General features: G+C 42.7%; 16 protein-coding genes. 1 reads left to right on the top strand and 15 read right to left on the bottom strand.

Features of this window, described 5'->3' with window-relative positions; genetic code table 11:
- Positions 1–65 precede the first annotated feature (65 nt).
- The 11 genes from CRO21_RS15365 to mazG form a co-directional block, all read right to left on the bottom strand.
- Positions 66–863: an SDR family NAD(P)-dependent oxidoreductase gene (locus CRO21_RS15365; RefSeq protein ID WP_097080194.1), complete on the bottom strand. Its 798-nt coding sequence runs from the start codon at positions 861–863 to the stop codon at positions 66–68.
- A 98-nt stretch (positions 864–961) separates the two neighbouring features.
- Entirely contained in the window at positions 962–1,321 is a 360-nt protein-coding gene (locus CRO21_RS15370) for a MerR family transcriptional regulator (RefSeq protein WP_097080195.1), read from the bottom strand.
- Between the two features lie 89 nt (positions 1,322–1,410).
- Entirely contained in the window at positions 1,411–1,944 is a 534-nt protein-coding gene (yjgA, locus tag CRO21_RS15375) for a ribosome biogenesis factor YjgA (protein ID WP_097080196.1), read from the bottom strand.
- Between the two features lie 3 nt (positions 1,945–1,947).
- On the bottom strand, positions 1,948–2,217 hold the full coding sequence (locus CRO21_RS15380) for an HPr family phosphocarrier protein (RefSeq protein WP_097080197.1): 270 nt from the start codon (positions 2,215–2,217) through the stop codon (positions 1,948–1,950).
- Positions 2,214–3,065 carry an RNase adapter RapZ gene (gene rapZ, locus CRO21_RS15385; protein WP_097080198.1) on the bottom strand — a complete coding sequence of 284 codons (852 nt, stop codon included), beginning with the start codon at positions 3,063–3,065 and terminating at the stop codon, positions 2,214–2,216. The genes CRO21_RS15380 and rapZ overlap by 4 nt, the downstream gene beginning before the upstream one ends.
- Before the next feature lie 30 nt (positions 3,066–3,095).
- The gene (gene panC, locus CRO21_RS15390) at positions 3,096–3,941 is read right to left on the bottom strand and encodes a pantoate--beta-alanine ligase (RefSeq protein ID WP_097080199.1); all 846 of its coding nucleotides are present in this window, start codon (positions 3,939–3,941) and stop codon (positions 3,096–3,098) included.
- A gap of 2 nt (positions 3,942–3,943) precedes the next feature.
- A complete protein-coding gene (panB, locus tag CRO21_RS15395; protein WP_097080200.1) occupies positions 3,944–4,750 on the bottom strand; it encodes a 3-methyl-2-oxobutanoate hydroxymethyltransferase in 807 nt (268 codons plus the stop codon).
- A gap of 62 nt (positions 4,751–4,812) precedes the next feature.
- Entirely contained in the window at positions 4,813–5,304 is a 492-nt protein-coding gene (folK, locus tag CRO21_RS15400; protein WP_097080256.1) for a 2-amino-4-hydroxy-6-hydroxymethyldihydropteridine diphosphokinase, read from the bottom strand.
- Between the two features lie 5 nt (positions 5,305–5,309).
- Positions 5,310–6,773, bottom strand: a complete 1,464-nt coding sequence (gene pcnB, locus CRO21_RS15405; protein ID WP_097080201.1) for a polynucleotide adenylyltransferase PcnB — start codon at positions 6,771–6,773, stop codon at positions 5,310–5,312.
- 101 nt (positions 6,774–6,874) lie between these two features.
- Positions 6,875–7,333 (bottom strand): ComEA family DNA-binding protein, encoded by a 459-nt coding sequence (locus CRO21_RS15410; protein WP_097080202.1) that lies wholly within the window; start codon positions 7,331–7,333, stop codon positions 6,875–6,877.
- The gene (gene mazG / locus CRO21_RS15415; protein ID WP_097080203.1) at positions 7,305–8,087 is read right to left on the bottom strand and encodes a nucleoside triphosphate pyrophosphohydrolase; all 783 of its coding nucleotides are present in this window, start codon (positions 8,085–8,087) and stop codon (positions 7,305–7,307) included. The genes CRO21_RS15410 and mazG overlap by 29 nt, the downstream gene beginning before the upstream one ends.
- 74 nt (positions 8,088–8,161) lie before the next feature.
- Here mazG and CRO21_RS15420 point away from each other — a divergent pair, with 74 nt between their 5' ends.
- Positions 8,162–8,932 (top strand): SDR family oxidoreductase, encoded by a 771-nt coding sequence (locus CRO21_RS15420; protein WP_097080204.1) that lies wholly within the window; start codon positions 8,162–8,164, stop codon positions 8,930–8,932.
- 90 nt (positions 8,933–9,022) lie between these two features.
- Here the strand turns inward: CRO21_RS15420 and CRO21_RS15425 are convergent, their stop codons facing one another.
- The 4 genes from CRO21_RS15425 to cysM are packed head-to-tail and all read right to left on the bottom strand — an operon-like array spanning position 9,023 to position 14,588.
- Positions 9,023–11,335: a RelA/SpoT family protein gene (locus tag CRO21_RS15425; RefSeq protein ID WP_097080205.1), complete on the bottom strand. Its 2,313-nt coding sequence runs from the start codon at positions 11,333–11,335 to the stop codon at positions 9,023–9,025.
- Positions 11,336–11,361: 26 nt separating this feature from the next.
- Complete coding sequence (rlmD, locus tag CRO21_RS15430) at positions 11,362–12,756, bottom strand: 23S rRNA (uracil(1939)-C(5))-methyltransferase RlmD (RefSeq protein WP_097080206.1); 1,395 nt, start codon at positions 12,754–12,756, stop codon at positions 11,362–11,364.
- A gap of 41 nt (positions 12,757–12,797) precedes the next feature.
- The gene (locus CRO21_RS15435) at positions 12,798–13,607 is read right to left on the bottom strand and encodes a 3'-5' exonuclease (protein ID WP_097080207.1); all 810 of its coding nucleotides are present in this window, start codon (positions 13,605–13,607) and stop codon (positions 12,798–12,800) included.
- Positions 13,608–13,664: 57 nt separating this feature from the next.
- Entirely contained in the window at positions 13,665–14,588 is a 924-nt protein-coding gene (gene cysM, locus CRO21_RS15440; RefSeq protein ID WP_097080208.1) for a cysteine synthase CysM, read from the bottom strand.
- Between the last annotated feature and the right edge of the window lie 44 nt (positions 14,589–14,632).

A 14,632-nucleotide genomic window follows, 5' to 3' on the forward strand; every position in this document is an offset into this window, starting at 1 on the left:
CTTCAGCATAAATTGATCGCAGGCTTATATACTTAAAAAAATAAGCCTGCGATCTTGCAGTAAAACTATGCTGTTACTCGTTTTTTGAGCATATTAGATACCATTTTAATCATGGCTGATCGTGTTAAAATCCGTGACAATTGCGCAGTAAAATAATTACTCTTTCCCGGTACACAATATAATTTGTTCTGATCGAGTGCCCGTATTGCTGCACGTACAACATCTTCTACTGTTGAAACAGCCATACCAGTGGTGTCTGCATTGGCAGTTTGGGCAAAATTTGTCGCTGTATTACCAGGACATAAAGCCAGAAACTTGATGCCTTGTCCTGCATATTCCCCTGCAAGTGCCTCACTAAAATTAAGTACAAAAGATTTGGAAGCGCCATATACCGCAATATAGGGTAAAGGCTGAAAGGCTGCGGTAGATGCCAGATTAATCACGATGCCTTTATTTTGCGTTAGCATTGCAGGCAGAAATAAATACGTTAAATCCACTAAGGCCTGAATATTTAAGTTCAGCATATCGCGGTAACTATCCAATGGCTGATGCAGAAACTTCGCCCATTTGCCAAATCCTGCATTGTTGATCAGAATATCAATTGACTTATTGTGTTGCTGAAGATGATCAAATAACTTTTGCGGTGCATCTGTTTGGGCTAAATCCAGCACGACCACATCAATTTCAATGTCATACAATGCTTTTAACTCATCAGCCAAATCCTGTAAAGATTGTTCTGATCGGGCAGTAATGACTAAATCTATGCCGCAAGCAGCAAGCACTCTGGCAAAGCCCGCTCCGATACCAGAAGATGCGCCAGTGATTAATGCAGTTGAACCTTTAAATGATGCCAATGTATCCATTTTTTTGCCTTAGAAATAAATAAGACATTGACTATAAACCCTGCCCCTAAGGTAAGAGTCAAATGGATTTTTAAACTTTTTAGGAGAGATTAAATATTTTAGTCAGTTTGATACAGCGAAACCAGCTCCTGTTCTAAGGTTATTAAGTTTTTTTCAATCGCTACTAATTTTTCTTGTTGTTGCTGAATTTGTTGGCGCTTTTCCTGAAAAAGCTGTTGGGCGAAAGCCAAAGGAAAGCATTTTTGCTGTGCTTTAATCTGTGCTAATTCTGAAATCTCTGCCAGACTAAACCCAACCGATTGCGCACGACGAATCATATTGACCAAATGCACATGCATTTGATCATAAATACGATAGTTGCCTTTACGCTGAGGGATTGGCAGCAAGCCCAATTTCTCATAATGCCGAATGGCTTTTTGTGTTACGCCTGTCTGTGCTGCCAATTGACCGATATACATCGCTTTAACTCAATTCAAATTGTCAAACAGTACAACAATAGGCGATTTTAAAATCTCAGCCAAGTATTGAATTAATCAGAATTTCAACCTTATTCCGAAATCAGCGCCACTTGCTGCACATAATTGATGATATTCTGCCGTAACTTTGCCAGATCTGGTTCATCTATCTGTTTTTGTGCATCGCGTTGATAACGTAATACATGCTGTCGTAGCGTATGCCGATCTGCGGCTTGATATAGCTTACAGAACTCGTTAATGGCAATATCACCCTGTTCAATCACACGGTCTACCCAGCGTAACAACTGTGCCTGTTTCTTGGCACCCTGTTTTGGTACCAAAAAACTTAACAACATGGTTTCATCTTCTGTGCGCAGCAATTTGCCAATACGCTGAAACTGGCGCCGCCGTGCTTCAAAAGAACTAATACTTTCCAATTCCAGAAAAGCATCAATCAAGCGTTTATCAACAGGTAATTTCTGAATCTGTTTTTTCGGTAACTCGGCAAGCTGTTCAGCCAGTGCAGCCATGCGCTGAACATGACGCTTTTGTTCAGATTTACTGGCACGACCATCTTGTACATCTGCAAAATCTTCTTCACTATAGGGACGGGGACGACGAGCCATTATTTATTCAGCCTCATAAAAACGTGCGGCAAATAATGCCAAAATTTCATCACAAGCTTTTTGCTCATCCGGACCTTCCACAATTAATCGCAAGGTTGTACCTTTCCCTGCACCAAGCATGAGTAAAGACATAATATTTTTTGCATCAATCAATTCTTTACCTTTACCCAGTTGAATATTGGAACGGTATCTACTGGTCACTTCGATGAGTTTTCCCGAAGCTCTCGCATGCAAACCCAATTTATTAATAACATCTACAGTAGTGTCAATCATGACCAGTGTTTCATTTCCCGATGTAAAACTTGTACCGACCATTTTGCCTTAAGGTCTTCCGCAAGTCTATCGACAAAATAGACCGAACGATGCTGACCACCGGTACAACCCAATGAAATTGTTACAAAATGACGATGCCCTTGACTAAAAACCGGCAACCATTTATCCACAAATTGATAAATGTCCGCGTACATATCATTCACCATGGCATCGGCAGCCAAAAATTCCTTAATTTGCGGATCCAGACCCGTATAACGACGTAATTCATTAATCCAGTGCGGATTGACCAAATGTCTTAGGTCAAACACATAATCGGCATCCAGCGGAATACCATGTTTAAAGCCAAAAGACTGTAAGATCACGATAAGGTTATCGCCCTGCCCCAATTTTACCGAGAGTGTGTGTTTTAACTCGTGTACGGTTTTGCTACTGGTATCGATAGTCAAGGTTGCACGGCGATAGACCGGGTAAAGTAGCTGCTCCTCAACCCGGATACATTCGGTTAGAGATTCATACTTATTGGCAAGCGGGTGCGGACGACGAGAAGACGCATAACGTGAAACCAGTACTTCCTCACGGGCAGTGAGATAAACCACTTCAACTGCACCATGTGCTTCAAGTTCATTTAACACATCATCAATCGAAACCTGATCAATATTCAGGCTTCGAATATCTACACCAAGTGCCAGCAGCTCCATCGCATTATCATTGCTGAGTTTCGCAACAATTTCCGGCACCAGTACCAGCGGCAGGTTATCAATGATATAAAAACCCAAATCCTCAAGCACCTGTAAAGCCGAGGTTTTCCCCGAACCAGAACGTCCTGCAACAACGAGAATCTTTTTCATTTTTCAACCAAACCGGTGAATAATAATGTCTTAATCAGAAAATTTTACCAGCAAATTGTCAATTAATCGTGTAGAACCTAATTTTGCTGCAATAAATAACACAATATCCTGATCAAACTGTGTCACAGGCAATAAATCCGGTGTATATGCCTTAACATAATCCACCACAAAACCGGCATTGACCAATGTTAAATCAATCTGAGCCAAGACCTGTTGCAAATCTATATGTTGCTGCAATTGCTGTTGTGCAGTGGTTAATGCCTGATAAATCACAGGTGCAACCTGACGCTGTTCAGCTGTCAAATATGCATTACGTGAACTAAGGGCCAAACCGTCTTCTGCACGGGTAATCGGCACACCAACAATATCGATGAAGAAGTTCAAATCACGGGTCATAGCACGGATAATGGCCAGTTGCTGCCAGTCTTTTTGTCCAAAAAAAGCAATATTGGGTTGCACGATATTAAAGAGTTTAGTCACAACCGTGGCAACACCATCAAAATGGCCGGGACGGGACTGACCACAAAGAATTTCGGTAATGCCATGTACACTGACTTTGGTTTTACGCTCTTGATCACCATACATTTGCTGTACTGTCGGCGCAAATAATACATCACAACCAACATCGGCCAGTAAGTGGCTGTCTGCTTCCAGTGTGCGAGGATAATTATCAAAATCTTCGTTTGGACCAAACTGGATTGGATTGACAAAAATACTCACCACCACCAGATCGCATAGTTTCTTGGCTTCCCGCACCAGATTCAAATGTCCCTGATGCAAATTCCCCATGGTTGCCACAAAACCAATTGTTTTACGAGCTATACGTGCAGGTGCCAAGGCAGCATTTAAACCTTGTATTGTCGTTTCAGTCTTCATTGTTATAGCTCAACTTGAAATGTATGTTCCTGGGCAGGAAATGTCTGCTCCAGTACCGCAGTATGATATGCCTTGATGGCATCCACAATCGCATGTTCCCCTGACTGTTCCTGCATAAAATTACGTACGAAACGTGCAACTTTACCCGAGGTCAATCCTAACATATCTTGTATGACAAGCACTTGACCGTCGGTCTCAACGCCTGCCCCGATACCAATCACCGGCACACCAAATCTTTGTGTGACTTCCTTGGCAAGCGCAGCAGGCACACATTCCAATAATAACAAAGCTGCACCCGCTTCAACCACAGCCTGACAATCGGCCAGTAACTGATCGGCAGCATGACGGGTTCTGGCCTGTAGCTTATAGCCACCAAACACATGGACTGATTGTGGTGTCAGACCCAAATGTACACACACAGGGACACCGTTACGGGTCAGTGCTTGTATGGTATCTGCCAACCACGCACCACCTTCGATTTTTACCACATGCGCACCGGCCTGCATCACCTGTCTGGAATGCTGCAAGGCATCGTCCAAGGTGGCATAACTCATAAAAGGTAAATCGGTCATAATCAAGGCATGCGAATTACTCCGCGCCACAGCTCGGGTATGGTAAACCATATCCGAAACACTGACAGGCAAAGTCGAATCATGTCCCTGAATGGTCATACCTAAAGAATCGCCAACCAGAATTGTATCAATTTCAGCCTGTTGTAATGCTTTGGCAAAACTTGCATCGTAACAAGTCAGACAAGAAAATTTACGTCCTTCGCTTTTAAATTTTCTTAAATCTGTAAGACTAATCATGCAGCCTTCCTCTAAAATATGCCAGAAATGGCGATTTTAATAATACGTTTTAAATCCGTTTTTCAAATATGCGCATACCAGTCTAATGCTGCAATTGCTTTTGCGCTGGCATGTTTGACGCAATCCAGTTGCTTTAACGCAATACCGTTCACTTGCAGATCTGCAACCAGATCCAGTAAAGGTAAAATCACAAAATCCCGTTGTAGCAATCCTGCATGAGGTACAGTCAAGCGTGGATGCTGGATATTCTGCGCATCATAAAGTAGCAAATCAAGATCTAACGTACGTTCACCCCAATGGCGCAAGCGCACACGTCCAGAATTATTTTCAATGTGTTGCAATGCATCAAGTAATGCCAGAGGTTCTAGCTGAGTCTGTAAGCAAACCACAGCATTAAGATAATCGGGCTGGTCCTGCGGTCCCATGGGCGGACTTGCATATAAGCGTGAAACCTTGACTGTCCCTAGTTCTTGCAATTGCCGAATGGCTTGCTTTAGAATTTTCCGGCTATCGCCCAAATTACTACCCATACCAATGTAACAGGTATGCATCATCTCAGTCATTGTGTCGGCCCAAAAACCACATGAGATAAGTCACGTTGTACACGACGACGCTTTAGAATCGGATGCCCCGAAGTCACGCCAGAAGTCTGCTCAACAGCTGAAGAAGATGCTGTCTTTTGCGGATTTAACTTTTGCGCTCGAGCTTCATTTTTCTGTTTGGCCCGTCGTGCTGCACGGGTATTGACCTGAGTTTCCAGCACCAGCGGTACAAATGCTTCATGTTGCTCATCGGGTACTTTACGACGATTTTTTTGTTGTTGACGTCGATAATCAGCAATGGCTTTTTCTTTTTGGTCGTTACTTAATTCCTGAAAATTTTCCCACCATTGTCCCATGCCTTGGGTAGTTTGATCACCAGATTGTTCACGCAATAACAAAAAGTCGAAACCTGCCCGAAAACGGGCATGATTTGCAAGCTGCACGATATGTTGCGGTTTTGGTGAGATCAGGCGAATCTGCATTTCCCATACTTCACGGATAAAAGTTTCGGCAAAACGCGGAATAATGGTACAAGTGGCCTGCCGTTTTAATACATCAATCCCTGCCTGTGCCCGCGCTTCGGCTTCAATTACACCTTTACTGCGATAAAATTCGATACGCTCCAAATAGGGCTGCCATAACAGCACTGCATAAAAGAATGCCGAGTTAATGCTTTTACCCTGCACAATACGTTGATCGGTATTTTGCGCTGCACGTTGAATCAATGGGGTAATTTCAGGTTTGACATCGGCAAGCACCTGCTTCCAAATATTAAACTGAATAAGCATCGGCAATAATTTTTCCAGTTTACCCATGGAAAACATTTTTTGCGATTCATCATAGAGCCGGTGTGGCGACACTTCACGTAATTGTGCTGCACACTCTACATCCCAGATATCCAAAATCGCCTGATCAATATTAAAATTGAGTTTTGCCGCAAACCTCAAAGTACGCAGCATCCGTACCGGATCTTCATCAAAACGTTGTTTGGCATCACCGAGTAAGCGTAATTTTTTACTTTTTATATCTTTATAAGCATCACAAAAATCCAGCACCACACCTTTGCGGGGCTGATAATATAATGTGTTGATACTGAAATCGCGACGGGCAAAATCCTGTTCGATGGTGCCCCAGTTGTTATCGCGTAACACCATACCTGTAACACTGGTGACAGCTTTTTTCGGCGGCGCACGAAAGGTGGCAACTTCAATCATTTCCCGGCCAGAATGTACATGTGCCAGTTCAAAACGGCGTCCGATAATACGGCAACGTCGCCCAAACACCTGTTTAATCTGTGCAGGTGTTGCATTGGTCACTGCATCAAAATCTTTAGGATTTTCACCTAAAATCAAATCACGGACACCACCGCCAACGATATATGCATCGTATCCTGCTTTGGTCAGACTATCGAGAATGTCTAATATTGAAGGTGGAAGTAAAGATATGGACAATCCACATTTTGAGGCACGCAAGGTTTGCAAAGAAGCTGGCTCCAGGTTGGAATTTAGCTAAGAAATAATGGCTTAATCATAGCTCTATCTTTGCTAAAGGGCAATTTGTTTATGCAATTTGACCCATCACTCTAGTCGCTTAATTGAATTCTGTCACGATTTTTATCCAGTGTTTTAGGGCCAAAGCCTTTTACGTTTAAGACGTCATCTACTTTTTTAAATGTGCCATGCTGATTGCGGTAATCAATAATTGCCTGCGCTTTTTTACGTCCAATGCCTTCTAGTTTGGCAACGATTTCATCGCTTGTGGCAGTATTAATATTTAATTTTAGCTGTGTCCCCAACTGCTGCACCCTTAACTTTTCATCGCCATGTAAAGGCTGAACTGGTTGCACCTGCACCACTCTTTGCTGCAAGATACTAGCTGATCCCACTTGTTTTAGCCGCGCATCATGCTGTTGCTGACGGGCTTTCCATGCCTCGAAATCATTAGAGCGACTATTATTATCTGCAAAACCATTTGCGCCATATCCCAAACCCAGCAACATACAAAGCAAATAGTTAAAGATTCTGCCTGTGTTTTTCATCATTTTTAGCCTGATCCCATAAACGATCTAATTGCACCAGCTCACATTGTTCCGGTGTAAGTCCCTGTTCTGCCAATTTTTGTTCAATATAGGCAAAGCGTGTTCTAAATTTAGAAATGGTTGCCAATAAAGCCGAATCACTATCCTGATTGAGTTTACGTCCCACATTAATTAAAGAAAATAGGCAGTCACCCAATTCCTCATGCATATTTTCTTGGTCATTGTTTTGAATCGCCAGTTGCAATTCCTGTAATTCTTCCTGTAATTTCTGCCAGGCGCCATCGACATGATCCCAGTCAAAATTTAAGCTTGCTGCATAGTCCTGTAATTTTTGTGCCTGTGTAACACTTGCCCCCAGCTTAATTTTATCCAGTTTACTGTTAAATTTTTCACCTTTGGCTGCTTTTTCTTGTTGTTTGATATTTTGCCAAATACTATTGACCTCCTGTTCGGTCAATGCTGAAAAGTTTTCATCAAATACATGCGGATGGCGACGAATCAGTTTTTCTTTTAAGACTTCTACCACATCGTGAAAATTAAACGCTTCCTGTTCGGCATACATCTGCGATTGAAAAACCACTTGTAATAATAGGTCTCCCAACTCTTCCTTGATATGTTGCACATCCCCCTCCCGGATTGCATCTTCGACTTCATAGGCTTCTTCTATGGCATATCTGGTCAAACTTTGCGGGGTTTGTGCCCGATCCCACGGACACTCAGCCCGTAATTTTTGCATAATTTGTAATAACTGCTGCATTTACATTCAACCGTTGACCATGATATAGGGTTATGCTAGGTCGATTTACATAAAAAGATCAAGTGAGATCACACATGACAAAACGGATTTTTATATCAGGTGCAGCACAAGGTATTGGTGCCGCAATTGCCCGCTTATTTTATCAAAAAGGTTATCGCGTAGGCATTTACGACATTCATCAGACACAGGCGCATACACTTGCCAATGAACTGGGCGAAAATGCCAAAGCAGGTCATCTTGATGTCAGCGATTATCAACAATGGCAAACTGCATTACAGGACTTTGTAGATTGGGCAGGTGGTCTGGACATTCTGGTGAATAATGCTGGAATCTTATATTCGGGCGATTTTGAAGCAACTGACATTGACCATCATCATCGTACCATTGATATCAATGTGAAAGGTGTACTCAATGGTTGCCACGCTGCCTTGCCCTATTTAAAACAGCAAGCGCATGCACGCATTATCAATCTTTCTTCCGCTTCTGCTATTTATGGTCAACCCGATCTGGTGTCATATTCCAGTAGTAAATTTGCTGTCAGGGGGATTACGGAAGGGTTGGATATTGAATGGGCAAAGTATGGTATTCGGGTGCTCGATGTCATGCCATTATTTGTCAATACGGATATGGTGACCAATATGGATGCTGGAACAATTAAAAATATGGGCGTCCATCTACAGGCAGATGATGTGGCTCAAGCCGTATGGCAAACTGCAACCAGTCAATGGCCATTGTTGGCAACGCATCATCCAGTCGGTTTCTCGACCCGACTGATGTTTCATTTAAGTCAGTTCAGCCCACAATGTGTCAATCGCTGGGCAAATACATTTTTAAGCCGTAAATAGATCAATTAGAAAAAACTGTAAACTATAAAAACCAGATCACCCACTGGTATAGTGGGTGATCATCAATAAAATATGACACATGATCAGACTTTAACTGCCTTGCACCAAGCGTCTTGCACTGATAATACCGGGTTGTTGTTCCAGTCTAGCCAAAAGACGGGATAACTGCGCCAACCCCTTGACTTCAATCAACAGTTTCATATTGGCAATGCCATCGTTGTCCGAAATGGTATTGACCTGACGAATATTGACATGATCGGCAAAAATCACCTGAGTCAAATCTTTTAGCAGACCACGACGATCATAAGCTTCAACCACGATCTGTACACTTTGACCACGGGTTGGCTGCATTTCCCAATCGGCTTCCACACCACGTTCCGGCTCATTTTCGATCATGCGCAGATAATCTGGACATGCAATTTTATGAATACTGACACCACGATTCAGAGTAATATAGCCACCGATGCCTTCGCCATGTACAGGCTGACAGCATTTGGCGATATGCAATTCCACATTATCCAGTCCGTCAATCAGAATGCCATGCGCAGATAAGGTATGGCTGGCACGTGGATTTAACGCCGGCTTAAGCACCAGTTCCGGTTCATCTGCATCAATATGCATCTGACGATTGACCTGATTCATCAATTGATGCAGGCTAATATCACCCGCTACCAATCCAATTAAAATATCTTCTCCGGTTTTGGCATTGAAGATATTGCAATAATCGTTCAGATCAATACTTTTGGGATGGATGGCCAAACGTGTCAATTCCTTATTGAGAATTTCACGTCCGATTTCCAGATTTTTACTACGATCCTGTTGTCTAAACCAGTGTCTGAGCTTATCTCTAGCTCTGGCGGTTTTGATATAACCTAATGAATGCACCAGCCAGTCACGGTTTGGCTCACGATCCTTTTTGGTTAAAATTTCAACCTGCTCACCGGTTTTAAGCACATAAGTCAGGGGCACATAGCGTTGATTGACCCGTGCTGCATAGCAATGGTTACCCACTTCGGTGTGCACATGGTAGGCAAAATCCAGTGCGGTAGACCCCCGCGGCAATTCCTTTATATCGCCATCACGGCTAAACACATAAATCTTTTCAAATTCTTCAAAATCTTGTAAAGATTCAATGTTTTCGTGATCGTCCTCATCCGAGGTATTGATGGGTTGTGCATCTTTACGTTCCTGATATAACTCAAGTACAGAACGCAGGGAATGCAAGCGATGATTAAAGGAATGATCGGTACGTTTTTCACCTTCTTTATAATTAAAATGAGAACATACCCCAAGCTCGGCTTCCTGATGCATATCTTTGGTACGGATCTGAATTTCCAGCGATTTGTTTTCAGCAATCACTGCCGTATGCAAGGAACGGTAACCATTGGCTTTGGGATTGGTAATGTAGTCATCAAACTGATGTGGAATATGATGCCATAATTGATGAACGATACCGAGCGAGTGATAACACTCCGGCACCGAGTCCACCAGTATTCGTAACGCACGAATATCATAGAGCTGATCAAAACTCAGGTTCTTGCTACGCATTTTGCGATAAATCGAATAAATATGTTTTACTCGACCCGTAATCTCGGCATGAATATCATTTTTTTCCAGTTCGGTTTTAATTTCCTGAATCACCGTCTGAATATAATGTTCACGCTCGGTACGCTTCTCATTAAGTAAAGTGGCAATTTCTTTATAACGATCTGGGGAAAGATAACGAAAGGCGAGATCTTCCAGTTCCCATTTCAGCTGTGCAATACCTAGACGGTGCGCCAATGGTGCATAAATGGTTAAAATTTCCCGTGCCACCCGTTCCTGACGATCTTTTGGTGCATCATGTAATTGTCTTAGAACATAGGTACGTTCGGCAAGTTTAATCAATACCACACGTACATCTTCGGTCACGGCAATCAGCATTTTATAAATGCCGGTCAGATGCTCACGTTGATTATTATTAAAATGATCTTCCAGATGCTTGTTCTGTTCAATCAGATCAGACAGCTTCCCCATGGCCAAAGTACCCTTGACCAGTTGGAACACTTGATCACCAAAATCTTTTTCGACTTCTTCAAGTGTGGTCAGCCCCTCCCGCACACTTCGATACAATACCGCTGCCACCAGTGTTTCCTGATCGACATTTAAATGCGCAAGAATATCAGCCATACCAATTCCCATCGCAAAAGTATTGCTACGATGTTTAATGGTACTAATGATTTCATGTTCTAAAGCAAGATGACATGCATGTTCTAATAAATCCAGATCTTGAAAATCATTATTATGTTTTAAACGATCCAGCCAAGCCACCAAATCTATCTGAGTTTCGGCGGCATGTTCCCCAGTCGTCACTACAGAAAGCTGATTTAGTCTTCCTGGCAGTTCTTCCCGCACTGTGACCATACCATCCTCCCTATCGTTATGCTCAATTAAACTTCATTGCACCCACTGGATACAATTTTTTCGAACAAAGTAATCGATTCGACGTGCTCGGTATGGGTAAACATATCCATCACACCGGCCTGAACCAATCGATAGCCTTGCCGAGTTAAAATACCTGCATCTCTTGCCAATGTTGCTGGATCACAAGATACATATACTATTCTTTTTGCAGCAAAATTCACCACATATTGCATGACTTGTTCCGCACCTGCGCGAGGTGGATCAATGAGTAGCGCATCAAATCCCTGTGTTGCCCATGTCTGATCCGAGAAATCCTGTGCTAGATCCTGCTGATAAAATTTGACATTGCTGATCTGGTTCAATCTGGCATTTTCCTCACCACGTAAAACCATTTCTTCGACACCTTCTACCGCCACGACCTGCCCCATTTCTCCCACGCATTTTGCCAAAGCAAAAGAGAAATTTCCCAGACCACAGAACAAATCCAAAACTCTTTCACCTTTTTGCAAATCAAGCAACTGACATGCCAACTGCACCATTTGTTGATTCACAGTTGCATTCACCTGTGTAAAATCGACAGGTGAAAATGCCAGTTTTAAATCGAATGCTGGCAATTGGTAATGCAAACGCATTATAGCAGTTTCTGCATCAATACGCTGTAGCGTTTGGTATCGATCAGGCAACAAATATAGCTGCCAAGCACGTTTTTTTACAAAATCTAACAATTTTTCAATGTCTTGCTGTGACAGCTTACTCACATGCCGAATAAGTAAGGCAACGTCCTGATCGCCAAGCGCAAATTCAAGATGGGTAATTGCCTGTTTATTTTCCAGCTGTTTTAAGCAATCGGTCAGGGCTAAAAGTTGAGAAGATACACGTTCATCCAGAATCGGACAGTGTTCAATTGCCACCAGATAATTAGACTTACTTTCACGAAAACCAACAATCATCTGTTGCTGTTTTGCTCGCCAGCGAACACCTAAGCGTGCACGACGACGATAATCGGTTGTTAAGGAACGAATCGGTGCTAACCAGTGATGCGGTGCAATGCCCGCGATATGCTGCAAATGTGACTTTAAGACGTCCTGCTTAAATGCGATTTGTTTATCTAATGCAATATGCTGGATTGAACAGCCACCACATACACCAAAATGTTTACAAATTGGCTGAACACGATCGGGTGATGGATCACTAAGTATCTCAATTGCATCTGCTTCTTCAAAACGTTTATGCTGTCTGGTGATTTTGGCCAGTACAGTTTCTTGCGGCAGGGCAAAGCGCACAAAAACTTTTTTACCCTGTTTGCTATGATCAGACTGCTCGGCACCATATAAGGCAATACCACGACCTTCATGCGATAAATTTTCAATTGATAACGTCACTGGCTGCAAAGCTGGCTGTGAACGCAAATGCTTTTTCAAAGCGATATTCCAAATAAATGATTGAAGAGCGTAACGTAGATTCAGTTAAAATCAGATTGTGTAAATACCGTGCTTAAACAGGTCTTTTGCCAAATTTCTAGAAATTCGGCATGTTGCGGTTGTTGCTGTAGATATAAAATCGTATGACGAATCCAGTCCTGATGCTGTGCCTGCTGGATAAATCCACGTAACAGCAACCAGCGTAAATAAATCAACCAAGTATTCAGCACATCACCTTCACAATAACAACTTAAATCCAGCCATTGCTGCTGTTTTACATAGTCTGCCACATGATAACCTGATAACCCACGTTTGCCGGGATAACCCAGAATTTGTGCCACATCATCAAGTTTCTGAAAATTACGAATATTAAAACTCGCCAGTACATCCATTAAATCGGTGTGTCTGGCATGATATCGATTCTGGTAATTATTATGTCGTTTCTGAGGATTCCAGTCGCCCTGCTCAAATAAATTGGCCGCGGTTACCCCATGATATAAACAGCGGTACATAATCACCGGCAAATCAAACTGACCACCATTCCAGCTCACCAGAATCGGCGATTTTTTCTCAAAAATACCAACAAATTTTTGCAGGATCTCGATCTCGGAAAAATTTTCTCTGCTCCATGAAAACAGTTGAAATTTATCCTGATCAATCCATAGGCCGGAAATACAGACAATTTCATGCAAAGGCGTGCGAGGAAACTCTGTACCGGCTTCTTGCCGACGCAGTTTATTTAAGGCTTGTTGGGCGTCATCAAGCGGTAAATCCAGTCCATAGAGTTGGCTACCCGCTTTTACATCCGTCACTGTTTCGATATCAAAGACTAAAATAGGGTAGCCAAACATCATATTATCTCTCGTTTTTACAGAACGTTTCTACGGACCGTTTTTTACACACCATCTTTAAAGTTCATCTTTTACAGAATAGAGGCCAGTAGAAAGGTAACGATCTCCCCGATCACAAATGATACAGACAATCACTGCATCGGGATTGTGTTTTGCCACTTGCAATGCTGCCCATACTGCACCACCGGAGGAAGTGCCGGCACAAATGCCTTCATGACGGGCGAGTTGTCGCATGGTCACTTCGGCATCTTTTTGATCAATATCGATCACTTGATCGACACGGGAGGCATCAAAAATTGTTGGAAGATATTCTTTGGGCCAGCGGCGAATCCCGGCAATACTCGAACCTTCGGAAGGTTGTAAACCAATAATCTGAATATCTGGATTTTTTTCCTTTAGATATTTAGATACACCCATAATGGTCCCTGTGGTTCCCATCGAACTGACAAAATGGGTGATTTTTCCCTCTGTTTGTTCCCAGATTTCCGGTCCTGTGGTGAGGTAATGTGCTTCCGAATTATCTTGATTGCCAAACTGATTCAAAACCAGTCCAAGACCGTCAGTCTGCATCTGTAAAGCCAGATCACGGGCACCTTCCATACCCTGTTCCTTGGTGACTTCGATTAACTCTGCACCATAAGCCAGCATTGCATCTTTACGCTCCTGACTCATATTGTCCGGCATGATCAACTTCATGCGGTAACCACGCATGGCTGCCACCATTGCCAAAGCAATACCGGTATTACCACTGGTGGCCTCAATCAAGGTATCACCCGGTTTAATCTGACCACGACGTTCAGCCTGTATAATCATATTATAGGCAGGACGATCTTTGACAGAACCGGCCGGATTATTCCCTTCCAACTTTGCCAATACCGTCGCCGAACATTGATTTAAACGCTGTAATCGCACCAACGGTGTTTTACCGACGTAGTAATCAAGGGTGTATTGCTCGTTTTGAAAAGGATGTGTATTACTCATTTTTGGCTCTTAAGTGTTGCCGATCTGAAAAGTTCGTCTATTGT

This window comes from Acinetobacter puyangensis, assembly GCF_900096995.1.
Taxonomy (GTDB): Bacteria; Pseudomonadota; Gammaproteobacteria; order Pseudomonadales; family Moraxellaceae; genus Acinetobacter; species Acinetobacter puyangensis.

What these genes read in the sequence shown, in the direction of transcription:
- cysM (WP_097080208.1), bottom strand. Translation starts at nt 14,588, where the DNA reads ATGAGTAATACACATCCTTTTCAAAACGAGCAATACACCCTTGATTAC.
- mazG (WP_097080203.1), bottom strand. Translation starts at nt 8,087, where the DNA reads ATGCAGCAGTTATTACAAATTATGCAAAAATTACGGGCTGAGTGTCCG.
- CRO21_RS15420 (WP_097080204.1), top strand. Translation starts at nt 8,162, where the DNA reads ATGACAAAACGGATTTTTATATCAGGTGCAGCACAAGGTATTGGTGCC.
- CRO21_RS15365 (WP_097080194.1), bottom strand. Translation starts at nt 863, where the DNA reads ATGGATACATTGGCATCATTTAAAGGTTCAACTGCATTAATCACTGGC.
- CRO21_RS15410 (WP_097080202.1), bottom strand. Translation starts at nt 7,333, where the DNA reads ATGATGAAAAACACAGGCAGAATCTTTAACTATTTGCTTTGTATGTTG.
- CRO21_RS15435 (WP_097080207.1), bottom strand. Translation starts at nt 13,607, where the DNA reads ATGTTTGGCTACCCTATTTTAGTCTTTGATATCGAAACAGTGACGGAT.
- yjgA (WP_097080196.1), bottom strand. Translation starts at nt 1,944, where the DNA reads ATGGCTCGTCGTCCCCGTCCCTATAGTGAAGAAGATTTTGCAGATGTA.
- CRO21_RS15370 (WP_097080195.1), bottom strand. Translation starts at nt 1,321, where the DNA reads ATGTATATCGGTCAATTGGCAGCACAGACAGGCGTAACACAAAAAGCC.
- CRO21_RS15380 (WP_097080197.1), bottom strand. Translation starts at nt 2,217, where the DNA reads ATGATTGACACTACTGTAGATGTTATTAATAAATTGGGTTTGCATGCG.
- panC (WP_097080199.1), bottom strand. Translation starts at nt 3,941, where the DNA reads ATGAAGACTGAAACGACAATACAAGGTTTAAATGCTGCCTTGGCACCT.
- panB (WP_097080200.1), bottom strand. Translation starts at nt 4,750, where the DNA reads ATGATTAGTCTTACAGATTTAAGAAAATTTAAAAGCGAAGGACGTAAA.
- rapZ (WP_097080198.1), bottom strand. Translation starts at nt 3,065, where the DNA reads ATGAAAAAGATTCTCGTTGTTGCAGGACGTTCTGGTTCGGGGAAAACC.
- CRO21_RS15425 (WP_097080205.1), bottom strand. Translation starts at nt 11,335, where the DNA reads ATGGTCACAGTGCGGGAAGAACTGCCAGGAAGACTAAATCAGCTTTCT.
- folK (WP_097080256.1), bottom strand. Translation starts at nt 5,304, where the DNA reads ATGATGCATACCTGTTACATTGGTATGGGTAGTAATTTGGGCGATAGC.